Origin of the sequence: Aeromonas sp. FDAARGOS 1416, from assembly GCF_019048085.1 — a bacterium.
Lineage (GTDB): Bacteria > Pseudomonadota > Gammaproteobacteria > Enterobacterales > Aeromonadaceae > Aeromonas > Aeromonas veronii.
This window is the reverse complement of the sequence record NZ_CP077301.1, coordinates 2,409,799-2,432,667: the sequence shown is the minus strand read 5'-3', so window position 1 is coordinate 2,432,667 and position 22,869 is coordinate 2,409,799. Positions and strand designations below refer to the sequence as shown.

Sequence of the window (22,869 nt, the reverse complement as noted above, 5' to 3'; positions counted from 1 at the left end):
CCTGATGAGAGTATTTATTGCTTCCCTGCTGCTGTTGCTGGGATGGGTGGTGCAAGCGCCCGCCATGGCCGCTATCGATGTCTACACCTTCGACAACGACAATCAGGAGCAGGTCTTCCGTGAACTGACCAAGGAGCTGCGTTGCCCCAAGTGTCAGAACCAGGATATCGCCGACTCCAATGCTGGGCTGGCCAAGGACTTGCGCGACAAGACCTACCAGATGGTGCGCGAGGGTAAGGATAAAGAGGAGATCGTGGATTACATGGTGGCCCGCTACGGCAACTTTATCCTCTATAACCCGCCCCTGATGGCCTCCACCCTGATCCTCTGGCTCGGCCCGCTGCTGGTGATCCTGATCGGTGGCGCCGTGGTCGTGATGCGCAGCCGCCGGCCACCTGCGGTGAAAAAACAACTGGATAACGCCTTGAGCGAGGAGGAGCAGCGCCGACTGGCCGAGCTGCTCAAAGAGGAAGAGAAACAATGACCGCTTTTTGGATAGTGATTGCGGGCTTGCTGGTGCTGGTGAGTCTGGCGCTCGTCGTGCCGCTGTGGCGTGGTGAAGGCAAACAGAGTATCAGTCGCTCGGCGCTCAACAAACAGCTCTATCGCCAGCGGCTGCTGGAAATTGGCGAAGAGCGCGAGCAGGGTGTTCTGGCTGAGGAGTCCGACTCGCTGGTCGAGCTGCAACGAAGCCTCTTGGATGATATCCCTGATGTGGAGCAGACCGCCCGCAGTGGCAAGAGTCTGATCTGGATCCCGGGTGTGCTGGTGCTGTTGGTGGTGAGCCTGGGGCTCTACTACAAGTTGGGCTCCTGGCAAGAGGTGAGTCGCTGGCAAGATGCCAGCGGCCGTCTTGGCGAGTTGAGCAACCGCATTCTGGTGGAGCGGGATGCCAAGGTGACCGAGCAGGATCTGCTGGATTTCACGCTGGCACTGCGTACCCGCCTCAAGGATGAACCGAGCGACTACCGCGGCTGGTTGCTGCTGGGACGCTTGGCGCTGGATGGCAATGATCCCGAGATGGCCAGCGAGGCGCTGGAGCGGGCCTACACGCTGGCTCCCCAGAAGTCGCTGGTGGCGGTGCCTTATGCGCAGGCGCTGATGATGACGGGGGATGAGGCGCAAGCGGATGCCCTGTTGCAGGCTGCTATCGCGCAGGATCCGGACAATATCGAGGCGCGTTCCGTCTATGCCTTTATGGCGCTGCAAAAAGAGGACTTCCAGACCGCGCTGGCTCGCTGGCAGGCGATGTTGCCACTGATGGAGAAAGGTACCCCCCGTTACGTGATGGTCGAGCGCTCCATGGAGTATGCCCGCGCGCAGCTCAAGCAGCGCGGCATCGAGGTGACGAATTCAGGCGCAGCCAAAGCGGGCGCAGTTGAGGGACAACCGCTGGCGGTGAAGGAGGGGGAATTCCCCATCCACGTCACGTTGGCGGCGGGCATTCAGATGCCGGAAGATGCCCATCTCTTCGTCTTTGCCGTGGTGCCCAACGGGCCGCCTATGCCCATCGCCGTGAAGCGTATCGCAGGGCCAACCTTGCCTGTTACCCTGTCACTCGGGGATGGCGATGCCATGATGGAAGGTAGCAAACTGGCGGCCTATCCGGAGCTGCAGTTCAAGGCACGTCTCTCGCGCGGTGGCAATGTGATGAACAAGGAAGGAGCCTTCGAAGGGGTATCCGTGCCGGTCAAGACGGCCGAGATCCCTGCTGCTCCGATTGACATCCGCATCGATCACGCCCTCTAATATGCCTTTGGATAACCCGGCCCCTGGATAGGGGCCGGGTTATCTATACTTCTGATAAATCAAAATAAAACGTCAGGACAATCATATGTATCTTCGTTCAGGGGCCATACTGGCAGCCCTCTTGCTGGCTGGCTGTGCCGGTGGCCCACCCAAGCCTGGCCCAGAGAGTCTGGATCTCAATCCCGGCATGAATAATCCGGGCGCAACCAGTACGGCGGCCGATCCGCGCGATCCCTTCCAGGGGGCCAACCGGGCCATGTGGGCGGTCAACTATGATGTGCTGGAACCCTATGTGGCACGTCCAGTGGTACATGCCTATGCCCGCTACATTCCGGTAGGGGTGAAGGATGGCATTGCCAACTTTGTTGCCAACTTTGATGAGCCAAGCAGCATGGTGAACCATCTGATCACCGGTGATTTGAAGGGGGCGGGCACCAACCTGGGGCGCTTTACCCTCAACACCACGGTCGGTCTGCTGGGTATCTTCGATGTGGCCAAACATGCTGGCCTCGAGCGTAACAAGCTGGAAATGGACACCGTGCTGGGCAGGGCCGATATCGGTAATGGTGCCTACATCATGGTGCCTGTCTACGGCCCGACTACCACCCGGGAGCTGGTTGGCGATGCGATTGACAGCTTCTACTTCCCCTATGCCCTGTTAACCTTCCCGATGAAGGTTGCACACTGGGCACTGGATGGCTTGGGCACACGTGCCAAGCTGATCGATCAGGAGCGGGTCATCGACAACTCCCTCGATCCTTATGCGCTGACCAAGGACTTCTACCTGCAATATAACCAGGGCAAGGTGACGGGCAAGCAGACCGAGCTGAAAGCGTCTCAGCAAGAGCAGGCCGACGATGCCAATCTGGATGAATATATGGACGAGTTGGACCAGTAAACGGGCTATCTCGATATGTAAAAGGCGCCTGCGGGCGCCTTATTCATTCTCGCAGCCACATAGAGATAAAAAAACGCCCCGCAGTGCGGGGCGTTTTGGCAAGCGAAGCGGATTAGGCAGCCAGATTCTTGGCCACGAATTCCCAGTTAACCAGAGCCCAGAAGGTTTCCATGTACTTCGGACGCAGGTTGCGGAAGTCGATGTAGTAGGCGTGCTCCCACAGGTCAACGGTCAGCAGCGGGCTGGTACCGGCTTCAGTCAGGGGGCAGCCAGCGTTGGAGGTGTTGACGATAGCCAGAGAGCCGTCAGCTTTCTTCACCAGCCAAGTCCAGCTGGAACCGAAGTTGCCGATGGCTGATTTGGTGAAGGCATCTTTGAACTCGGCGAAGGAGCCGAATGCCTTGTTGATAGCATCAGCCAGGGCGCCAGTCGGCTCGCCACCGCCGTTCGGGGAGAGGCAGTGCCAGTAGAAAGTGTGGTTCCAGATCTGGGCAGCGTTGTTGAAGATGCCGCCGTTGGAGGTCTTGATGATCTCTTCCAGAGACTTGCCTTCAAACTCGGTACCCGGCACCAGATTGTTCAGATTGACCACGTAGGTGTTGTGGTGCTTGCCGTGGTGGTATTCCAGGGTCTCCTGGGAGATGTGCGGTTCCAGAGCATTGATTGCATAGGGCAGAGCGGGAAGTTCGAATGCCATTTTCTACTCTCCATTGGCTGGACCGTGCGAGCGCGACGGTTGCAAGACATTGCGTACTCTTTTCCAATGTGAAAAGAGTTGTTTTTAAAATGGTGGGACAGGAAAGTCCAAAGCCAAGGGATTGTAGCAGTATCAAAGATGGCCTAACAACCCTTGATTGGCGCCATGATCGCGATCAATCCTGTGTGGGTTCTTTGCACAATTCGAGCCGGGTCACCCCTTTGTCAGTTTGTGCTCGGGCAAGATTGCAGTAGAATGGCCGCCGAAATCGCTCTAGTGAGGCACCTATGGAAACTATTGAAAAGATTAAGCAGCAGCTGGCTGACAACCCCATCATCATCTACATGAAGGGCTCCCCCAAGCTACCCAGCTGTGGCTTCTCTGCCCAGGCCTCCCAGGCTCTGATGTCCTGCGGCGAGCCGTTTGCCTACGTTGATATCCTGCAGAATCCGGATATCCGCGCCGAATTGCCAAAATTCGCCAACTGGCCGACCTTCCCGCAACTGTGGGTTGAAGGTGAGCTGATCGGTGGCTGTGACATCATGATCGAGATGTTCCAGGCTGGCGAGTTGCAGGCTCTGATCAAAGAGACTGCTGCCAAGTACAAGAAAGATGATGCGGCAGCCGAGTAATCGGTTCTGTGTTGTCGAGAGGGAGCCTTATAGGCTCCCTTTTTTATTGTCCCGGTTCTGGCAGGCAAGCAACTGATTGCCGGTTGCAAAAGCAACGCAATTGCCCTGAAAAATCTAATATTTACGGCTTTGTTTTGGAGTTGTTAATTATATTATTTCCCAATGTCTGATTACTTTTTTTAATCCATTTGGATTCAAGTGTTGCTGTCATCACATTTTTTGATAATTTCACCGTAACGCAGTCTCTTTGTAGATTTTTTTGTGTTTATGCTCACATTAATTGCAAGTGATAGAACCTAGTATCGCTTCGCCCTGTGAAATAAAACCCTACAAATTAATAAATAAAAAGAGATTTGCGATGAAGATGTATAGCAATCTGCCCATTGGTCTTCATGATATAACTGAAGCCAAAAAAAGACTGACCAATCATATATACAAGACCGCGCAACTACCCTCTAACTACATCAGCGAACGTTGCCATGGCGAGGTTTACCTCAAGCTTGAAAACATGCAACGTACAGGCTCTTTTAAAATTCGTGGTGCCTTCAACAAACTCAGTTCATTAAGTCTGGAAGACCGACAAAAAGGTGTTGTCGCCTGCTCGGCGGGCAATCATGCCCAAGGTGTATCACTCTCCAGTGCTATGCTTGGAATTGATGCCAAGGTGGTCATGCCTTGCTGTGCCCCCAAATCAAAAATTGCTGCAACCAGTGACTATTCAGCCAAAGTGATCCTCCATGGAAATAGCTTCAATGACACCATTGCCAAAGTCAGCGAAATCGTGGAGATGGAAGGCCGCGTATTTATCCCCCCCTTCGACGATGCAAAAGTAATTGCCGGCCAGGGCACCATTGGCCTGGAAATTATCGAAGATTTGTATGATGTCGATAACATCATAGTGCCGATCGGTGGCGGTGGTTTGATTGCCGGTGTTGCCATGGCTATCAAATCTATTAATCCGACCATCAAGGTGATTGGTGTGCAATCCGAGAATGTGCACGGTATGGCGGCCTCTTTCTATGCCGGTACCATGACCAATCACAGAACCAGCAGCACGCTGGCCGATGGCTGTGATGTGGCAAGACCCGGTTCACTGACCTTCGAAATCGTCAAACAATTGGTGGATGATATTGTACTGGTCACCGAGGATGATATTCGTCATAGCATGGTTGACCTTATTCAGCGCAACAAGGTGATTACCGAAGGGGCGGGAGCTCTGGCCTCGGCAGCGCTGCTCAGTGGCAAGCTGAAACATTATGTCGAAGGTAAAAAGACCGTCAGCATTATTTCGGGTGGCAATATTGATCTGACTCGGATCGCCGAAATTATCGAACAGAACAATATTCGTAAATTTAGCCTGTAAGGAATGCAGTCATGATATTAGACAGTGTTGTCACCGGCAGTAAAGAGAATACGCGTGCATGGCGTAAATCGGATACCACATGGGGATTAGGTCTGTTCGGTACTGCTATCGGGGCGGGGGTCTTGTTCTTTCCAATTCGGGCCGGATATGGTGGCCTGATCCCAATATTAATCATGCTGGTGCTGGCTTACCCCATTGCATTTTATTGCCACAGGGCGTTGGCCAGATTATGTCTTTCCGGCAGCAATCCTTCAGCCAATATCACCGAAACCGTTGAAGAACATTTTGGCAAAATGGGTGGCGTGGTAATTACCTTCCTCTATTTCTTTGCCATCTGCCCACTGCTGTGGATATATGGTGTGACAATCACCAATACCTTTATGGCATTCTGGGAACATCAACTGCAAATGGCGCCGCTCAATCGGGGTGTTGTCGCCCTTGGGCTGCTGCTGTTGATGGCCTTCGTGATCTATTTCGGTAAGGATCTGATGGTTCGCGTAATGAGCTATCTGGTCTTTCCCTTTATTGCCAGTCTGATCGTTATCTCTCTCTCCCTCGTCCCGTACTGGAACAGTGCCGTCTTTGATCAGGTCAATCTGAGCGAGATATCGATGTTTGGCCACGATGGTATTCTGGTCACCGTCTGGCTGGGGATCTCCATCATGGTCTTCTCCTTCAACTTCTCGCCGATTGTCTCCTCTTTCATCGTCTCCAAACGGGAAGAGTATGAGCAGGAGTTCGGTCGTGATTTTACCGAGAAGCGCTGCTCGAAGATTATCTCCGGTGCCAGCATGCTGATGGTGGCCGTGGTGATGTTCTTTGCCTTCAGCTGCCTCTTTACCCTGTCACCGCAAAATATGGCGGAAGCCAAAGCCCAGAACATTCCGGTGCTCTCCTATCTGGCCAACCACTTCTCCTCGCTGGCTGGCAGCAAGTCTGCGTTTGCCACCACCCTGGAGTATGCGGCGTCCATTATCGCGCTGGTTGCTATCTTCAAATCCTTCTTCGGTCACTATCTGGGGACGTTGGAAGGGTTGAATGGCCTTATCCTCCGCTTTGGCTACCAGGGCGACAAGAGCAAGGTTTCCAGTAAAAAACTCAATATGGTCAGTATGTTGTTCATCATGGGATCCACCTGGCTAGTCGCTTATGTGAACCCCAACATCCTCGACCTGATTGAGGCAATGGGGGCGCCAATCATCGCTTCCCTGCTCTGTCTGCTGCCGATGTATGCGGTGAGCAAGACACCAGCACTGGCAAAATATAAAGGTCAGGCCAGCAACCTGTTTGTCACCATCATCGGTGTGCTGACCATCCTGAATATAGTTTCCAAGCTGTTCTGAAAACCTTTTCTGCAAGTCATCAACCATTCAGGCCCCCCTGGTGGGGTCTGGATGGTGCAGTCAGACATGAGCAATAACCGGTTCTTCGTTGGCCACAATTATGTGGGCCCCGGGTAAGGCTTGCCGTTTTTTGACTTTCTGTTTATGGCGAAATGCCCTGACTGCAGTGACTCGACACTATTAATCTCGAGGCGATGTAATGAAGTTTGATTCGTTGGTTCTGGTTATCAATTGCGGCTCCTCATCGGTCAAATTCTCGGTACTGGAGAGTCAATCCTGTGAGGTGGTGATATCCGGTATGGCGGATGGTATTGAGACGGCCCATCCCCAATTGCAAGTGGGTAAAGAGCCCGCTATGTCATTAGCTGAAAATAACCACACCTGTGCATTGGCTGCCATTGCGGCTGAATTGAAAAAGCGCGATCTGCTGGATTCGATTGTGCTGATTGGTCATCGGATTGCGCATGGTGGTAGTGAATTTAGCGAAGCCGTGATCATTGATGAACATGTATTGGCCAAAATAAAGCAGGTGTCACCCTTGGCACCCCTGCATAATCACGCAAATCTGAGCGGGGTGATGGCGGCTCGTCAGCTATTTCCCACACAACCCCAAATTGCGGTATTTGATACCGGCTTTCACCAGACCCTGAAGCCGGAAGCTTATATCTATGGGCTGCCTTACCAATATTTGCAGGATTATGGCGTACGCCGCTATGGCTTCCATGGCACCTCCCATCGCTATGTCGCCGAGCAGGCTTGCGTATTTATGGGGCTGGATGAGCAGCATGCCGGTCTGGTCATCGCCCATCTGGGCAATGGCGCCTCTATTTGCGCTGTACAGGATGGCAAGAGCGTCGATACCTCGATGGGGATGACGCCGCTGGAGGGGTTGATCATGGGCAGCCGCAGCGGCGATATCGATTTTGGCGCGCTGGCCTATATCGCCAGCAAGACGGGTCAATCCATCGAGGATATCGAGCGGGTATTGAACAAGCAGTCCGGCCTGCTGGGTATTTCGGGGCTCTCCTCGGATATGCGGGTATTGGAATCTGCCTATCACGAAGGACATCCCGGGGCAAAATTGGCCATTCACGCTTTTGTCCATCGTATTGCCCGCCATATCGGCGGTCATGCCACCTCATTGCGCCGGCTGGATGCCGTTATTTTCACCGGCGGGATCGGCGAGAACTCGGCCTTTATCAGAAAGCAGGTATGCGAACGACTTAAGGTATTTGGCGTAGCGATCAGCGAGCCGTTTAACCAGCGTCCCAATAGCGAGGGCTGCCGGGTAATTTCGGCGGCAGAATCCATGGTACTGGCGGCGGTTATTCCCACCAATGAAGAGAAAATGATCGCGCTGGATGCCATTCGTCTGGGGCAGCTGGTTTGTCAGGCCGAGTGCGTCTGACATCTTCCACTCTTGTGTCATGAGTAGTGAATGAGGTTTATTTGATGAAAGTTGATATGCAATTGGATCAGGATAAATTCCGTCAGGCATGGCAAGGGTTTGCCGGTGAAAACTGGAAGCACGAGATCAACGTCCGTGATTTTGTCCAGCAGAACTACACCCCCTATGAAGGTGACGAACAGTTTTTAGCAGATGCGACCGAAGCGACCACCACTTTATGGAACAAGGTGATGGAGGGGATCCGCATCGAGAATACCACCCACGCGCCGGTCGATTTTGATACCAATATTGCCACGACCATCACCGCCCACGGGCCGGGCTATATCGAGCAGGGGCTGGAAAAGATTGTTGGCCTGCAAACCGACAAGCCCCTTAAAAGAGCACTGCACCCGTTTGGCGGTGTAAATATGATCCGCAGCTCTTTTGAAGCATATGGCCGGGAGATGGATCCCGAATTTGAATATACCTTCAGCGAATTGCGCAAAACCCATAACCAGGGAGTGTTCGACGTCTACTCTCCCGAGATGTTGCGCTGCCGAAAATCGGGAATTTTGACCGGTTTGCCGGATGGTTACGGTCGTGGTCGCATTATCGGAGATTATCGTCGGGTCGCGCTCTATGGCATAGATTATTTAATCCGTGAGCGGGAGCTGCAGTTTGCCGATCTGCAACCGGCGCTCGAGCGGGGAGAGCAGCTGGAGCAGGTGATCCGCCAGCGCGAGGAGCTGGCCGAGCACAAGCGGGCACTGGTGCAGATCAAGCAGATGGCGGCCAGCTACGGCTTTGACATCTCCGGGCCGGCACGTACTGCCCAGCAGGCGGTGCAGTGGCTCTACTTTGCCTATCTGGCGGCGGTGAAGTCGCAAAATGGCGGGGCCATGTCCCTCGGTCGTACCGCCACCTTCCTCGATATCTATATCGAGCGGGATCTAAAGGCGGGGCTTATCAGCGAGCAGGATGCCCAGGAGCTGGTCGATCACTTCATCATGAAGGTCCGCATGGTACGTTTCCTGCGTACCCCCGAGTTTGACTCCCTCTTCTCCGGCGATCCCATCTGGGCCACCGAGGTGATCGGTGGCATGGGGCTGGATGGTCGCACTCTGGTGACCAAGAACTCCTTCCGCTACCTCCATACCCTCAAGACCATGGGGCCGGCGCCCGAGCCCAACCTCACCATCCTCTGGGCGGAAGGGCTGCCGCGGGCCTTCAAGACCTATGCGGCTCGCGTCTCCATCGATACCTCATCCCTGCAGTATGAGAATGATGACCTGATGCGCACCGACTTCGAGAGCGATGATTACGCCATCGCCTGCTGCGTGAGTCCCATGGTGATCGGCAAGCAGATGCAGTTCTTCGGTGCCCGCGCCAACCTGGCCAAGACCCTGCTCTATTGCATCAACGGTGGGGTGGACGAGAAGCTGAAGATCCAGGTTGGCCCGAAAGTGGCGCCCATCATGGACGAGGTGCTGGATTACGAGACCGTCATGGCCAGCCTCGACAGCTTTATGGATTGGCTGGCGGTGCAGTACATCAGTGCGCTCAACCTTATTCACTACATGCACGACAAGTACAGCTATGAGGCTTCCCTGATGGCGCTGCACGATCGCGACGTCTATCGCACCATGGCCTGCGGCATTGCCGGTCTGTCGGTGGCGGTCGATTCGCTGGCGGCCATCAAGTACGCTCGGGTCAAGCCGGTGCGCGATGCTGACGGGCTGGCGGTCGATTTCGTGATTGAGGGGGAGTATCCCCAGTACGGCAACAACGATGAGCGGGCCGACTCCATCGCCTGCGATCTGGTCGAGCGCTTCATGAAGAAGATCCAGGCGCTGCCGACCTACCGCAATGCGGTACCGACCCAGTCGATCCTGACCATCACCTCCAACGTGGTGTATGGCCAGAAGACCGGCAACACCCCGGATGGCCGCCGCGCCGGTGCCCCGTTTGCACCGGGAGCCAACCCGATGCACGGTCGGGATCGCAAGGGGGCGGTCGCTTCGCTGGCCTCGGTGGCCAAGCTGCCGTTCAAATACGCCAAGGACGGGATCTCCTACACCTTCTCCATCGTGCCGGGGGCGCTCGGCAAGGAGCCGGCCAATCGCGAGAGCAATCTGGTGGGGCTGATGGATGGCTACTTCCATCATGAGCGGGATGTGGAAGGGGGTCAGCACCTCAACGTCAATGTGATGAATCGCGAGATGCTGCTGGATGCCATCGACAATCCGGACAAGTACCCCAGCCTGACCATCCGGGTCTCCGGTTATGCGGTGCGCTTCAACGCCCTGACCCGCGAGCAGCAGCAGGACGTCATCTCCAGAACCTTCACCAACATGATGTAGCTCTCATGCCCGGGGTGAGCAGGCTTGCTCCGGGCCTACTTTTTGTTTGTCAGCACGAGGAAGTAACAGATGCGACAGGTTATCACTACCAAGGCGGCGCCGGGCGCCATCGGCCCCTATGTGCAGGCCACCCGGATTGGCAACATCCTATACACCTCCGGTCAGATCCCGCTGGACCCGGTGAGCGGCGACGTTGTGGAGGGGATCGAAGCGCAGACCCTGCGCTCCCTGCAAAACGTACAGGCGATTGTCGAGGCGGCAGGCGGTGAGGTGCGCAACATCTTCAAGACCACGGTGTTTGTCTCGGATCTGAACGACTTTGCTGCGGTGAATCAGGTCTACAACGACTTCTTCACCGAGCACGATGCCATGTATCCGGCTCGCTCCTGCGTAGAAGTGGCTCGGTTACCGAAGGATGTGAAGATCGAGATAGAGGCGATTGCTGCGCTGTAACCCCATCGGGAGTGTGTCAGCAAGCCAAAACAGAGCGGCTGCCAATGGCAGCCGCTTTTGTCTATATGGTCATCGGGCAGATCAGGCGATCCGTTCGATACGAGCCATGTAGAAGCCGTCGAAGCCGGTCTCGGACGGGCTTACGGTGTGATCGTCACGCAGACGGAAGTTCTCGTTGGCGGCGAGGAACTTGTCCACCTGCTGGCGGTTCTCCTCGGGCAGGATGGAGCAGGTTGCATAGACCAGCAGGCCGCCGACTTTCACCATCTGGCTGTAACGCTGCAGGATCTCTTCTTGCAGCGCGACCAGCACCGGCAGACGCTCGGCGGTATCACGCCACTTGGCATCCGGATTGCGCTTGAGTACGCCAAGACCGGAGCAGGGCACGTCCAGCAGTACGCGGTCGGCGCTCTCTTTGAGGCGCTTGACGGTCTTGCTGCTGGTGATGACCCGGGTCTCCACGTTGTGGGCACCGGCGCGACGAGCGCGTTGCTTGAGGTTTTCCAGCTTCCACTCTTCCACATCCATCGCCAGCAGACGGCCTTTGCCCTGCATCATGGCGGCGATATGCAGGGTCTTGCCACCGGCACCGGCGCAGGCGTCGATAACGCGCATGCCTGGGGCAACTTCCAGCGCAGCAGCAACCAGCTGGGAGCCTGCGTCCTGCTGTTCGAAGCAACCATCGGCAAAGGCCTTGGTGCGGAACAGGGCTGCGTCGGAGGTGACCTGCAGGGCAGTCTCAACACCTTCAACCGGAATGGTGGTGACCTGCTCTTTGGCCAGCATGGCTTGCAGCTCATCACGGGTGCACTTGAGGGTGTTGACCCGCAGGTAACGCTTGGGCATCCAGGCCAGGGCGGCACGCTCGGCAGGCCAGGCTTCACCCAGCTGCTCGTTACCCAGTTTCTCCAGCCAGCTCGGGCAACCATCCATCAATACCGGGTTCTTCTTCGCCTCGGTCAGACGGCGGCGGAAGGCCTCTTCATTGAAGCGATCCAGGGTCGGGTGGTTGGGCTGGGCAATTTTGTGGAAGGCGTGCCAGCTGTGCAGCAGTGGCCAGACATTCTTTTCGGCCTGACGCACCTGAATACCGGTGAGGAAACAATAGAGGCTGAGACGGCGCAGCAGGTCGCCGGTGACCAGGGCAATCCTTGCCTGTTCTTGCGGTTTGAGTTCGATGCCGGAGAAGTGACGGGCATAAGCGCGGTCGAGGGTAAGACCCTGACCGAGCACATCGTCAACAATGGCAACGACCAGATCCCCGAAACGGGGCAACAGTGGGGATTTGAGCATGAGATTAACCTTGGCCAGATAAAGATGAACCGCACCTTTGTGAAGAGGGGCAGTTCTAAAATTGACAAATCCGCGCAATGATAGGGGTTAGACGGGGTTGGCGCAACATTCCCCATGGGTGAGTGGCTGAAACAGTGGCGCCGGGCTTCTTGATTCGGCGGGATAATGATGCCGGTAATGGTTCAAAAAAGTGCATGACTACAAGGATGACAAAGATGCATGTGACCAGTAAGTGTTCGTTGGCCCTGTTGGTGGCCAGTTTGTTGGGGTCAACCAGCCTGATGGCCAGCGAGTGGAGCACGGTAGCCGCCAGAGCGACTGCGGAGCAAGGTTATGAGGTGCGGGCTAATCAGTTTCGGGTGGCCAAGGTGCCGCTTGACTATTTTGCGGGGCTGCAAGCCGGGGCGAGTGAGCTGACCCTGCCGCTGCCCGATGGGGGGGAGGTCACCTTTGCTCTGGAAGCCTACGACTTGCTGCCTGCAGATCTTGCCGCCAAGTATCCGCAGATCCGCACCTTCAAGGGTCACAACCCGGCGCATCCGATAGAGACGGGGCGCTTCGATCTGGGGCCGCAAGGTTTCCACGCCATGTTCAGTCATCAGGGTAGGATGGTGTTTGTCGATCCGCTCAGCAATGCCGAAGGCTACGCCATCTATTACCAGCAGGATGCCCATAGTCGATTGGAAGAGGCTGCAGATGAGGTGATAGGGCCCAAGCTCAGCAAACTGGTGCGCAAGGTGCAAGTGGATGGCAATGTTCGCAAGCGCTACGTCATTGCCATTTCGGCGACAGGAGAATTTACCCAATACCACGGTGGCTCCAAAGCGCTTACCATGGCGGCGATTGCGACCTTGCTCAACCGCGTCAATCAGGTCTATCAACGGGATGTGGGCGCCGAATTCGTGCTGGCCAGTGGCAATGACAACCTGATCTTTACCGATCCAGTCACAGATCCCTTCTACAACGGATATAACCCTAACTATGTGAACAATGTCAGCAGCATCTATGAAGCCAATGATGCCAACAAGAACGTGCTGGTGCAGGCCAACTATTTCACCAATATGCAGCTTGGCAACTTTGATATCGGCCATGTACTCAATACCGGTAGCGGTGGTCTGGCCGGTTTGGCAGTGCTTTGTACCAACGATAAATCGGGCGGGATGTCGGGTTCACCCACACCGGTAGGAGATGCCTTCTTCGTTGACTATGTGGCTCATGAAATTGGCCACCAGTTTGGTGCCGATCATACCTTCAACGGCACTACCGGGAGTTGCGGTGCAGGTACCCGGGTTGCCAATCAAGCCTATGAGCCAGGTAGTGGCAGCTCCATCATGGCCTATGCCGGTATTTGTGGTGATGAGAATATCCAGACTCACAGCGACCCCTATTTTCATAGCAAGTCCATCGAGCAGATGCGTGCGCACATGGCGACCGTATCGACTTGTGGAACCACACTCGTGTTGAGCAATAATGCCCCGCAGGCAGCAGCAGGGGGGGACTATGTGATCCCTGCCAATACGGCCTTTATGTTAAAAGGGGCTGGTGGAGATCTGGATAATGATTCTCTGCTCTACAACTGGGAGCAGATCGATCTGGGTACTGAATCGAGTAGTGCCGCCACCATGATTGACGATGGCTCCCGGCCGCTGTTTCGTTTTGTCTCTCCCACGGCATCGCCGGAGCGGATCCTGCCGAGTTTGCCATCCCTGCTCTCCGGCACGCTTGCCAAAGGAGAGGCCTGGCCGACTACCAACCGGGATCTCAATTTCAGACTGACGGTGCGTGATGGTCAGGGTGGCGTTGCCAGTGATGACATGAAAGTGCAAGTGATCAATACCGGCGCGGCATTTCGCATCACCAATCCGTTTTACGGGGTGACTCTCACTCCGGGGGCCAGTCAGGCCGTAGCATGGGATGTGGCGGGCACAACTGTGGCGCCGATCAGTTGCAGCAAGGTGGACATCTCGGTGACTCAGGATGAGGGCGTAAGCTGGACAATGCTTGCCGCCGGACAACCCAATAACGGCGCAGCAACGGTAACGTTGCCTGCCGATCTCACCAGCAGCGTCAGGCTGAAAGTGGCATGCAGCGACAATATCTTCTTTGCCATCAGTCCCCTCAAATTGCCTCTGGTGCAAGGTGGCTCGACTTCAGGTGGCGGCGGTGGTGGCGGGGCGCTCGGATTGTGGACGCTGGCTCTGGCACTGCTCGGCTGGCAACGGAGGCGTACATGAAGGGAGTCCCTCTGTTACTGCTTGCCATGCTCGGCGGCTGTCAGGCCGATGCCAGCACGCTGGAACAGGAGCTGAGTGCAAACCTCGCCAGGCAGGATTACCGCCTGATAGTGATAGCCGGGCGGGGAGAGTTCGCCCCCGGTATTGCAGCCGAGCAGCAGGCAGAGGCCAAGGCGCGCTGTGGCAAGCGTTATCTGGATGGATTGGGCGATGTGATAAGGCCCGGTCAGCAAGAGATACATGCCAAGTTGAGTGCTTACGCCAGCGAGTATAACCAGCGTATGGTGATTCATTGCCCAATAGCATCGGGCGCTGGCAAGCAGTAATACACCAACGAACCAATCCAAATGGAGGGGATACTCATCCCCCTATCTATCCGTGAAGGCGCCAATGGCGCCTTCACTTTTTCCGTTGTTGAATGGGGCCAGTCTGTATTGCCTGAGATGGAGGAGCGCGGGTGTAGCACGATTTTTCAGCGTGACAGAAGTTTTGTGCGAATGTTCTTTTCTGTCTGTCACGCAGATCGTCAATTGACGCTGCACCATACTTGTTGTCACCAAGGTAGGGCAAGGAGGCTCTATGAAGCATGGCATTGCGGTGATTATCACCAGTTTGTCTGTTCAGGTTGCAGCAGAACCACAGTGGACCTTCATGGATGAAAACTTGGAACGGGGAGGGGTCTATGATGTGCGAGCTGAAAAGGTCAGAGTGGTGGTTCCTGACAAGCCTTTTGAACCCGGGCATCTCGCCAGTGTATTGACCTTGCCATTGCCGGATGGCACTACGGTGCAGTTTGATGTTCATCCCAATGCCTTGCTCCCGGAGTCTTTGGCCCAGCGCTACCCTTCTATCAATACTTACAGTGGGAAGGCTATCGATCGGGCGGCGGATACAGGCCGATTCGATGTCACCACACATGGTTTTCACGGTATGTTTACCCATCAGGGGCGTACCTTTTATGTCGATCCGCTTCAGGACGGTTTCTCTTATGCCGTTTATGAACAGCAAGATGCCTGGCGGCGACAGGATGTGGATCAGGTGATTGATCCTCATGGTATCGAGCGTGAGCGAGCTGTGCTGGTCGATGGCAATTTGCGCAAGCGCTACACCATCGCCATCTCGGCAACCGGGGAATATACCCAGTATCACGGTGGTACCAAGGTTGCAGCACTCTCGGCCATTGCAACACTGCTTAATCGGGTCAATGAAGTCTATCGCCGTGATGTGGGGGCCGAGTTTCAGCTTGCAGCCGATACAGACAAGGTGATTTTCACTGATCCTGCGACGGATCCTTTCACCAACTCGACCCAGGATATTGCCATCAATCAGGTCCAACAGGATTTGCTGTTGAATCCATCCTTTGATTTGGGCCATCTGCTGGCGACATCAGGCGGCGGAGTGGCGACCCTGAGATCCCTCTGTAACCCGTTTAGCCGTTCACGGGGCATGACCGGAGGCTCACAGCCTATCGGTGATGCATTCTTTATTGATTATGTGGCTCACGAATTGGGGCACCAGCTGGGGGCAGAGCACTCCTTCAATGGCATGGCCGACAGTTGTGCCACGGGTCGCAAGGCTAGCTCAGCCTGGGAACCGGGCAGTGGCTCGACCATCATGGCCTATGCCGGGATCTGTGGTGAGGAGAATCTGCAGGTTAACAGCACACCTTTCTTTCACAGCAAGTCGATCGAGCAGATGCGGGCTCTGATGGCCTCTCTGCCCTCCTGCGGCACCGACCTGGCGCTTGCCAATAACGCGCCGGTTGTGGATGCGGGGGGCGATAGGGTGATCCCCGCCAATACGCCTTTCACTCTTGTCGGTAGTGCGCTGGATCTGGATGGTCATCCCCTCAGTTACACCTGGGAGCAGGTTGATCTTGGCAATGCATCCTACAGCGTGGCAACCATGGTGGATGATGGAACCCGCCCGCTGTTTCGCTTTGTTTCACCGACATCGGATCCCCGCAGAACATTGCCCGCCATGAGCTCTCTGATATCGGGTGTCTTGGCCAAAGGAGAGGCGTGGCCTGCGACCAATCGCAATCTCCAGTTCCGCCTTACCGTACGTGATGGTCAGGGGGCGGTGAGCAGTGATGAAATGGTGGTTCAGGTGATCAATACTGGCGCGGCATTTGCCATCACAGCTCCGCAGATCGGCGCCATGGTGGCGGGTAGCACTCAGCTAGTGACATGGAATGTTGCCGGGACCGATCAGCCTCCTATCAATTGTCCCAGCGTGGATTTGGCACTGACACAGAATGGGGGTTCTACTTGGACTACGCTGGCAAGCGGGCTTGCCAATAACGGTTCGGCCAGTGTGGTGTTGCCTGCACCGTTGACCAGCACGGCCAGGCTGAAGCTGGCATGCAGCAATAATATTTTTTTTTCTCTATCAATGGGATAAGAGGTAATGCTTCTGCCACTACGGAAAGTGCAACTGTCATTACCGACAACAATGCGGGTGGCGGCGGTGGTGGTGGTGCAGTGAATCTTATCGTGATCCTCCTGATGGGAGGGGCAGCCGGATGGCGCAGGTATTACGGTTAGCCGTCAGTTTGCTGTTTCTATATATCTGCGCAGCGCCTGTTGTGGCCGCATCACTGACCGAGACAATAGATGAAAGTCTTGCTACTCAGGATTATCGGCTCATCGTGCGTGGCGGGCGCGGTGGTATGGCCCCGGGGGTTGTGGAGTCATTGCAAGCAGAAGCGAGAACCCGGTGCGGAGTCCGTTATCTGAAAGGGTTCGGTGATGTAATTGAGATGGGCAAGGAGTCGGAGTTTGAGCTGCGGATTGACTATGCCACCCGATATAACCGACAGATGCTGGAAAGGTGCATGCCGGAGGCAATTTCAAAGCCGTAGTGGCTGTTTCACAACGGCGTGTAAATCGGCATGTTTGGAGTTATAACTCTAATATTCCAAACATAGTGATAGCCTCATGGGAATGATTCGATGACTCACATATGAGCCCCCATATACTTTTTTGGAGTTTTAACTCTATTAAAAAGAACTGCTGAAAATGCTAACAAAATGAGCTGTTTATAAACTATGACTCACTAACTTTATGATTTTAAATGAAATAAAATTCATTTAATTTTTATTGAAAAAGTTGAATTGTGATTTGCGTCACGTTATTCTCGCCGGCTGTTCAGTCAGGTGATTAATAATGATGAAGTTCACAATAAATGCAATCTCAGTTGTCATCGCAATGTCAGCCAATATCGCGCTGGCATCCCCATGGCATATGGTCGAAAAACGCAGCAAGCAGGCCGATGAACCTGTAAGGGCTCGCGCATACAATATCTTTGAGGTAGAACCGGATTTTTTAGAAAATCTGCGCTTGGGCCAAACCGTGATTACGCTACCATTGCCTGATGGCAAGATGGTGCAATATGAATTGGAAGCCTACTCCGTATTACCGCCTGCGCTGGCAGCAAAATACCCAGATATCATGACCTATAAAGGACATGAAGTTGGCACCCCCAGTAATACCGGTCGTTTTGATATTTCTCCGCGTGGTTTTAACGGCATGTTTATGCATGCCGGAGAGCAGATATTTGTCGATATTCAGCGTAATGGTACCTACGCTGTCTATTACAAAAAAGATGCACATTCAATGAATGGCAAGAATATCAAGGAGATCATTGAAAAATCCGAGCTGAAAAAAAAGTTAGCATACAAAACTGAAGCGGCTCGTAACGAGGCTGGCTATGCTGCATCTATGCTCAAGGAATATCGAATTGCATTCTCAACTACTGGGGAATATACCGAGTATTTTAAGGGGAAGGCTCAAGCGTTGGCTTCACTGACAACGTTGGTTAACCGACTTAATGACGTATATGAACGTGATCTTGGTGCTCGTTTTGTATTGGCAGATGGCAGTGATACTATTATCTATACAAAAAATGACAGCCCCTTCTACAACGGTGTAAATAAAAAATATGTAGCCGGTGTCAGTCCTTGGTATGAGGAGAATGACAGTAAAAAAAACGGCTATGTACAGGGGGAGAAAGTCAAGAATAAGGAGTTGGGTTATTTCGATATAGGTCATGTACTGACAACTGCAGATAAAACGGGTGCCGCTAACTCGGGATCTTTATGCGCAATGGTTATACAAGATGCGACTATTCCATCAAAGCCGGTTATTTCATTAAGATCGATGGGGCGAACAGGAAATACAATACCAGAAAGTGATTCATTCTTTATTGATTTTGTTGCTCATGAAATAGGCCATCAATTTGGGGCCAATCATACCTATAATGCAGGCGTAAGGCAAAGAGTTGAGGATATGGCTTTTGAGCCTGGCAGTGGTAGCACCATTATGGGTTATGCTGGCCTGATAGCGAACCAAGACTTGCAGCCCAATAGCGAAGCCTATTTTCACAGTAAGTCTATTGAACAGATGTTAGCGCATATTGCTACGCGTGAAAAAGAAGCGAGTGATGCTGTGGAAGAAATTGCTAACAACCCGAGTTTAGCTCCTTATATTGCACCGTATATGGAGCCTCGTTGTGGCATGCCTATTCCGAGAGAAAATGGAGATAATCATGCGCCGGAAATTACCGATGTGCCAGCAGGACATGTGATCCCCAAAGGGGTGGCATTTAGCCTGAGTGGCAAGGGTAATGATATTGACGGTGATACCCTTACCTATACTTGGGAACAGGTCGATCTGGGGGATGGAACGACGAGTGGCGATCAATTGAGTTCCGGTCGCCTTGCAACCGGCCCTCTGTATCGTTACGCCGCGCCGACCACTTCCCCGGTTCGTCACTTTCCTTCGCTGGCTACCCAGTTAAAAGGGGAAGCTGAGAAAGGTGATGTTTGGGTCAATGTGCCGCGCACCCTTAACTTCCGTCTGGTCGCCCGTGATGGCAAAGGCGGTGGCGCCTATGGTGAGACCTCGGTCGAGGTGGTCGATACAGGTTCACAAACCTTCAAGATATTGCCAGCCCCTGACCAGCGTATTCTGGTTGGCAACCCGACCACAGTGAATTGGCAAGTAGCTGGCACTGACCGTCATCCTGTCAACTGTCAGCGGGTCGATATCAGTTATAGCAATGATGAAGGCAAGAGTTGGCAGCCGCTGGTCAATGGCGTGAGCAACAATGGCGCTCATGAGGTAACCATTCCGGCCAATGCTGGCAGCGCTGTTCGCCTCAAGCTGGCCTGTAGCGACAATATTTTTTATGCCATTACGCCAAAGCTGGCGACCAAGAGCAGTAATACACCGGCCCCCCAGCCTGAAAGCAATGGCGGCGGCGGCGGCGGTGGTTCGACCGGTCTGTTCGCGCTGCTGGGCCTTGGTATCGCTGCGCTGCTGCGTCGTCGTGAGACCATGAGCTACTAAACCAGATAACCCAAGGGTGAGATTACCCATCTTTGGTAAATTGATAAACCAAGCGAAGAGGCGTGAGCCTCTTCGCTTTTTTTGTATGGTTTACAAGGTTCCTTTATCGAGCGCACAATGCCTGCAATCACTCTCTTGATGGTCGTGGAACCATTATTTATTTGAAGGAAAATCAAGATGATGGATGTTGCTGATCTGCGCCGTGAATACTCCCGTGGCGGGCTGCACCGGGCCGATCTGCCGGCCGAGCCGCTGGCGCTGTTCGAGAAGTGGTTGGCGCAGGCTTGTGAGGCCAAACTGACCGATCCCACCGCCATGGTGATAGCGACGGTGGATGCCGATGGTCAGCCCTGGCAGCGCACCGTGCTGCTCAAGCACTACGATGCCCAGGGGATGGTCTTTTACACCAACATGGGCAGCCGCAAGGCGCAGCAGCTGGAAGGCAATCCCCGTATCAGCCTGCTCTTCCCCTGGCACACGCTGGACAGACAGGTTCATGTGACCGGCCGAGTGGAGAAGATGAGCACTTTCGAGGTGATGAAGTATTTCCACAGCCGTCCCAAGGATAGCCAGATCGCTGCCTGGGTCTCCAAACAGTCGACCCGCATCTCGGCCCGCGGCGTGTTGGAGGCCAAGTTCCTCGAGCTCAAGCAGAAGTTTGCCAATGGCGAAGTGCCGCTGCCGAGCTTCTGGGGCGGATTCCGGGTGGTGATCGAGACGGTGGAGTTCTGGCAGGGGGGCGAGCACCGGCTCCACGACCGCTTCTACTACACCCGCGACGGGGATGGCTGGCATATCGAGCGTCTGGCTCCCTGAGCGCGCTATTCGAATCTGTTTTCACAAGGAGTGTGTATGCGTCTGTATGGTGATCTGCGTTCCGGCAACTGTTACAAGGTGTGGCTGCTGGCTCGCTGGCTGGAGCTGCCCCTTGAGTGGGTAGAGGTGGATATTCAGGCGGGGGATACCCGTACCCCCGCATTTCTGGCCATGAACCCCAACGGCAAGATCCCGTTGCTGGAGATTGGCCAGGGCGATACGCTGGCGGAATCCAATGCCATCCTCTTCTATCTGGCGCACGGCAGCGCCTTGTGGCCAACCGATCCGCGCCAGCAGGCCGAGGTGCTCAAATGGATGTTCTTCGAGCAATACAGCCATGAGCCATACATCGCGGTGGCCCGCTTTATCGTTCACTATCTCGGCCGCCCCGAGTCCCAGGAGGCGCGGCTCGACGGGCTGAAAGCCGGTGGCGAGAAGGCGCTGGCGGTAATGGAGCAGCAGCTGAAACAGAGCCCCTACCTGTGCGGTGATGCGCCTACCATCGCCGATATTGCACTTTATGCCTACACCCACGTGGCAGAGGAGGGGATCTTCTCTCTGCAGGGGTGGCCAGCTATCCGTAGCTGGATCGCCCGTATCGAAGCCCACCCCCGTCACCTGACGCTGCCAGCGGCCTGTCAGGCCAGCTGATGGAGCTGCTGATCGAGGCCAGTCTGTGGCAACCGCAGTGGGCTGCGCTGTTGCCGCACTGGCAGCAGGGTCATCGCTGGCAGCTGCTACTGGGCAAAGAGGCGGCCGCCGTCCTCGATCAAACCGATGCTCCCTGGGCGAGAAGTCCTCCTGACGGGGTGCTCTGCCCAGGGGCCCTGCTGGCTGCTTGGCTCGATGGGGATCTGCTGACGGATTTTCATGTTGATCCCAGCCGCCAGATCCTGATCAGTGCCTCTACCTCCCTATTGACCCTCGCCAGGGAGCAGGGACTGCTCACCCTTGGTCCTATGGGGGCCGATCTGCCGCTTACCCCCGAGGCCGATTTGGGCGCCGTGCTCAATCGCCTGCTGGCGCGCCGCGTGACGGTGCCGACCCTGGCTGAGGGGCATTCGCTATCAGGTGTCGTATTGCGACCACTGCAGGCCGACGATGAGCGCGAGATAGTGCGCTACTGCAGCGACGAGGCGCTGGCCCGCTACACCCTCAATATTCCTCACCCCTATCCGCCGGAGGGGGCCCGCGACTGGCTGGCGCTCAGCTGGCGCAAGGCGGCGCTTGGCCTTGGCTGGAGCTGGGCTATCACCTTGCCAGAGGAGCAAGGTGCGGCGTTGCTTGGGGTGATCTCCCTGCACTGGAATGGCGAGCTCGCCTGGTGGGTGGGCGTGCCCTGGCAAAATCGCGGTCTGGCGACTCGGGCCGCTGGCTTGGTCAAGGAGTTTGCCTTTGACCAACTGCAACTGCCTGCGCTGACGGCTCGCCATATGCCGGACAATCTCGCCTCCGGCCGGGTGATGGCAAAAGTGGGGATGCACTATCGCGGGCGGCGCCATATCAGCGGTCACCAGCCGTGTGAGGTGAGTTACTGGCGACTGGATCGCGCCCCCTCCTTACCCAATCCCTTGCCCGAGGATATTACCCGCTGGCTGGCAGATGAGCGGATCGCCGTGGTGATCCTGCGCGATCCTGTAACGTTGGATCGGCAGAGTACCAACGGCAAGCTGGCCATTTCGCTCTTTGTGGATGAGAGGGGCGCGGGGGAGAAGCCCTGTTTTCTGCACTGCCCGCCGCATCTTGAGAGGTTGCTGGCGCTACACTGTTACCCCGTCGATCTGCTGGAGCAGGCCGAACCGGAGCAGTTGTCCCATCTTGGCGGCGTCTTGCTGAAAGAGAGGGATGAACAGGGGCTGGCGTGGTTGCTGCAACTGGCCGCACTGCAGCGTCAAGGGCCCGATCTGCTCAGCCGCGAGGAGCGCGCATCACGGCGCCACTGGTTCAACCAATTGATGGCGCAGGCGCTGGGCGATCAGGGTGACTCTTTGCAGATACGCTATCAGCAGTTACGGCTGCTGGTGGAGCTGCCGGAGCTGGTCGATGAGCTGGATGGCTGTTGGCATCAAATGCCCGAACTGACCTTTGAGCGGTTGGCGCGGGAGGCTCCCGCCCTCTGGCTGGCCTACCGCGAGGCGATGAACAGGGTCACCCCGGCTACGCTAACCGCCTTGCAGCAGCAGTTTGCAGCTCGTTTTCCTGAGTGCACCCTCCCATTTTTGGACAAAGGTACTCAGAATGACCAGCCGTTGTGTGGAATAATGCCCGCTCTGCTGTACGAGGAGTAATACCT

19 protein-coding genes are annotated in these 22,869 nt (G+C 55.2%); 17 read left to right on the top strand and 2 right to left on the bottom strand.

The genetic code is table 11. The features are described 5' to 3' along the window. Nucleotides 1-4: 4 nt before the first annotated feature. From I6L46_RS10735 to I6L46_RS10725, 3 genes are all read left to right on the top strand, one after another. The gene (locus tag I6L46_RS10735) at nt 5-484 is read left to right on the top strand and encodes a cytochrome c-type biogenesis protein (protein WP_017788562.1); all 480 of its coding nucleotides are present in this window, start codon (nt 5-7) and stop codon (nt 482-484) included. Continuing rightward, nucleotides 481-1,749: a c-type cytochrome biogenesis protein CcmI gene (gene ccmI / locus I6L46_RS10730; RefSeq protein ID WP_216975430.1), complete on the top strand. Its 1,269-nt coding sequence runs from the start codon at nt 481-483 to the stop codon at nt 1,747-1,749. Before I6L46_RS10735 ends, ccmI begins: the two co-directional genes overlap by 4 nt. Before the next feature lie 85 nt (nt 1,750-1,834). Next, nucleotides 1,835-2,647 (top strand): VacJ family lipoprotein, encoded by an 813-nt coding sequence (locus tag I6L46_RS10725; protein WP_216975428.1) that lies wholly within the window; start codon nt 1,835-1,837, stop codon nt 2,645-2,647. Nucleotides 2,648-2,759: 112 nt separating this feature from the next. Here the strand turns inward: I6L46_RS10725 and sodB are convergent, their stop codons facing one another. After that, nucleotides 2,760-3,344, bottom strand: a complete 585-nt coding sequence (gene sodB, locus I6L46_RS10720; protein WP_216975426.1) for a superoxide dismutase [Fe] — start codon at nt 3,342-3,344, stop codon at nt 2,760-2,762. 287 nt (nt 3,345-3,631) lie between these two features. Between sodB and I6L46_RS10715 the strand changes: the two genes are divergently transcribed. From I6L46_RS10715 to I6L46_RS10690, 6 genes are all read left to right on the top strand, one after another. Next, entirely contained in the window at nt 3,632-3,976 is a 345-nt protein-coding gene (locus tag I6L46_RS10715; protein ID WP_005353650.1) for a Grx4 family monothiol glutaredoxin, read from the top strand. A 358-nt stretch (nt 3,977-4,334) separates the two neighbouring features. Then, a complete protein-coding gene (tdcB, locus tag I6L46_RS10710) occupies nt 4,335-5,339 on the top strand; it encodes a bifunctional threonine ammonia-lyase/L-serine ammonia-lyase TdcB (RefSeq protein ID WP_103251234.1) in 1,005 nt (334 codons plus the stop codon). An 11-nt stretch (nt 5,340-5,350) separates the two neighbouring features. Further along, a complete protein-coding gene (gene tdcC / locus I6L46_RS10705) occupies nt 5,351-6,682 on the top strand; it encodes a threonine/serine transporter TdcC (protein WP_139437651.1) in 1,332 nt (443 codons plus the stop codon). Between the two features lie 199 nt (nt 6,683-6,881). After that, a complete protein-coding gene (tdcD, locus tag I6L46_RS10700; RefSeq protein WP_216975423.1) occupies nt 6,882-8,090 on the top strand; it encodes a propionate kinase in 1,209 nt (402 codons plus the stop codon). Between the two features lie 44 nt (nt 8,091-8,134). Next, nucleotides 8,135-10,429 carry a formate C-acetyltransferase gene (gene pflB, locus I6L46_RS10695; protein WP_216975421.1) on the top strand — a complete coding sequence of 765 codons (2,295 nt, stop codon included), beginning with the start codon at nt 8,135-8,137 and terminating at the stop codon, nt 10,427-10,429. Nucleotides 10,430-10,498: 69 nt separating this feature from the next. Beyond that, nucleotides 10,499-10,882, top strand: a complete 384-nt coding sequence (locus I6L46_RS10690; protein ID WP_201986609.1) for a RidA family protein — start codon at nt 10,499-10,501, stop codon at nt 10,880-10,882. An 81-nt stretch (nt 10,883-10,963) separates the two neighbouring features. On the opposite strand, the gene I6L46_RS10685 is transcribed toward I6L46_RS10690, so the two are convergent. Then, nucleotides 10,964-12,175: an RsmB/NOP family class I SAM-dependent RNA methyltransferase gene (locus I6L46_RS10685; RefSeq protein ID WP_216975419.1), complete on the bottom strand. Its 1,212-nt coding sequence runs from the start codon at nt 12,173-12,175 to the stop codon at nt 10,964-10,966. Between the two features lie 215 nt (nt 12,176-12,390). Between I6L46_RS10685 and I6L46_RS10680 the strand changes: the two genes are divergently transcribed. From I6L46_RS10680 to I6L46_RS10645, 8 genes are all read left to right on the top strand, one after another. After that, nucleotides 12,391-14,409, top strand: coding sequence for a reprolysin-like metallopeptidase (locus I6L46_RS10680; protein ID WP_216975417.1), 2,019 nt, complete (start codon nt 12,391-12,393; stop codon nt 14,407-14,409). Further along, a complete protein-coding gene (locus I6L46_RS10675) occupies nt 14,406-14,735 on the top strand; it encodes a hypothetical protein (protein WP_005362007.1) in 330 nt (109 codons plus the stop codon). Before I6L46_RS10680 ends, I6L46_RS10675 begins: the two co-directional genes overlap by 4 nt. Before the next feature lie 253 nt (nt 14,736-14,988). Continuing rightward, on the top strand, nt 14,989-16,812 hold the full coding sequence (locus I6L46_RS10670) for a reprolysin-like metallopeptidase (RefSeq protein ID WP_254203095.1): 1,824 nt from the start codon (nt 14,989-14,991) through the stop codon (nt 16,810-16,812). Nucleotides 16,813-16,933: 121 nt separating this feature from the next. Then, nucleotides 16,934-17,272 (top strand): hypothetical protein, encoded by a 339-nt coding sequence (locus I6L46_RS10665; protein ID WP_128816156.1) that lies wholly within the window; start codon nt 16,934-16,936, stop codon nt 17,270-17,272. Nucleotides 17,273-17,576: 304 nt separating this feature from the next. Then, nucleotides 17,577-19,760 (top strand): reprolysin-like metallopeptidase, encoded by a 2,184-nt coding sequence (locus tag I6L46_RS10660; RefSeq protein WP_216975415.1) that lies wholly within the window; start codon nt 17,577-17,579, stop codon nt 19,758-19,760. Between the two features lie 177 nt (nt 19,761-19,937). After that, the gene (gene pdxH / locus I6L46_RS10655) at nt 19,938-20,576 is read left to right on the top strand and encodes a pyridoxamine 5'-phosphate oxidase (protein ID WP_216975413.1); all 639 of its coding nucleotides are present in this window, start codon (nt 19,938-19,940) and stop codon (nt 20,574-20,576) included. A 36-nt stretch (nt 20,577-20,612) separates the two neighbouring features. Further along, nucleotides 20,613-21,227 carry a glutathione S-transferase family protein gene (locus I6L46_RS10650; RefSeq protein WP_216975411.1) on the top strand — a complete coding sequence of 205 codons (615 nt, stop codon included), beginning with the start codon at nt 20,613-20,615 and terminating at the stop codon, nt 21,225-21,227. Continuing rightward, nucleotides 21,227-22,864: a GNAT family N-acetyltransferase gene (locus I6L46_RS10645; RefSeq protein ID WP_216975409.1), complete on the top strand. Its 1,638-nt coding sequence runs from the start codon at nt 21,227-21,229 to the stop codon at nt 22,862-22,864. Before I6L46_RS10650 ends, I6L46_RS10645 begins: the two co-directional genes overlap by 1 nt. Nucleotides 22,865-22,869 lie beyond the last annotated feature (5 nt).

Coding starts and splice junctions, on each gene's coding strand:
- I6L46_RS10735 (WP_017788562.1), top strand. CDS start 5: ATGAGAGTATTTATTGCTTCCCTGCTGCTGTTGCTGGGATGGGTGGTG.
- ccmI (WP_216975430.1), top strand. CDS start 481: ATGACCGCTTTTTGGATAGTGATTGCGGGCTTGCTGGTGCTGGTGAGT.
- I6L46_RS10725 (WP_216975428.1), top strand. CDS start 1,835: ATGTATCTTCGTTCAGGGGCCATACTGGCAGCCCTCTTGCTGGCTGGC.
- sodB (WP_216975426.1), bottom strand. CDS start 3,344: ATGGCATTCGAACTTCCCGCTCTGCCCTATGCAATCAATGCTCTGGAA.
- I6L46_RS10715 (WP_005353650.1), top strand. CDS start 3,632: ATGGAAACTATTGAAAAGATTAAGCAGCAGCTGGCTGACAACCCCATC.
- tdcB (WP_103251234.1), top strand. CDS start 4,335: ATGAAGATGTATAGCAATCTGCCCATTGGTCTTCATGATATAACTGAA.
- tdcC (WP_139437651.1), top strand. CDS start 5,351: ATGATATTAGACAGTGTTGTCACCGGCAGTAAAGAGAATACGCGTGCA.
- tdcD (WP_216975423.1), top strand. CDS start 6,882: ATGAAGTTTGATTCGTTGGTTCTGGTTATCAATTGCGGCTCCTCATCG.
- pflB (WP_216975421.1), top strand. CDS start 8,135: ATGAAAGTTGATATGCAATTGGATCAGGATAAATTCCGTCAGGCATGG.
- I6L46_RS10690 (WP_201986609.1), top strand. CDS start 10,499: ATGCGACAGGTTATCACTACCAAGGCGGCGCCGGGCGCCATCGGCCCC.
- I6L46_RS10685 (WP_216975419.1), bottom strand. CDS start 12,175: ATGCTCAAATCCCCACTGTTGCCCCGTTTCGGGGATCTGGTCGTTGCC.
- I6L46_RS10680 (WP_216975417.1), top strand. CDS start 12,391: ATGCATGTGACCAGTAAGTGTTCGTTGGCCCTGTTGGTGGCCAGTTTG.
- I6L46_RS10675 (WP_005362007.1), top strand. CDS start 14,406: ATGAAGGGAGTCCCTCTGTTACTGCTTGCCATGCTCGGCGGCTGTCAG.
- I6L46_RS10670 (WP_254203095.1), top strand. CDS start 14,989: ATGAAGCATGGCATTGCGGTGATTATCACCAGTTTGTCTGTTCAGGTT.
- I6L46_RS10665 (WP_128816156.1), top strand. CDS start 16,934: ATGGCGCAGGTATTACGGTTAGCCGTCAGTTTGCTGTTTCTATATATC.
- I6L46_RS10660 (WP_216975415.1), top strand. CDS start 17,577: ATGATGAAGTTCACAATAAATGCAATCTCAGTTGTCATCGCAATGTCA.
- pdxH (WP_216975413.1), top strand. CDS start 19,938: ATGATGGATGTTGCTGATCTGCGCCGTGAATACTCCCGTGGCGGGCTG.
- I6L46_RS10650 (WP_216975411.1), top strand. CDS start 20,613: ATGCGTCTGTATGGTGATCTGCGTTCCGGCAACTGTTACAAGGTGTGG.
- I6L46_RS10645 (WP_216975409.1), top strand. CDS start 21,227: ATGGAGCTGCTGATCGAGGCCAGTCTGTGGCAACCGCAGTGGGCTGCG.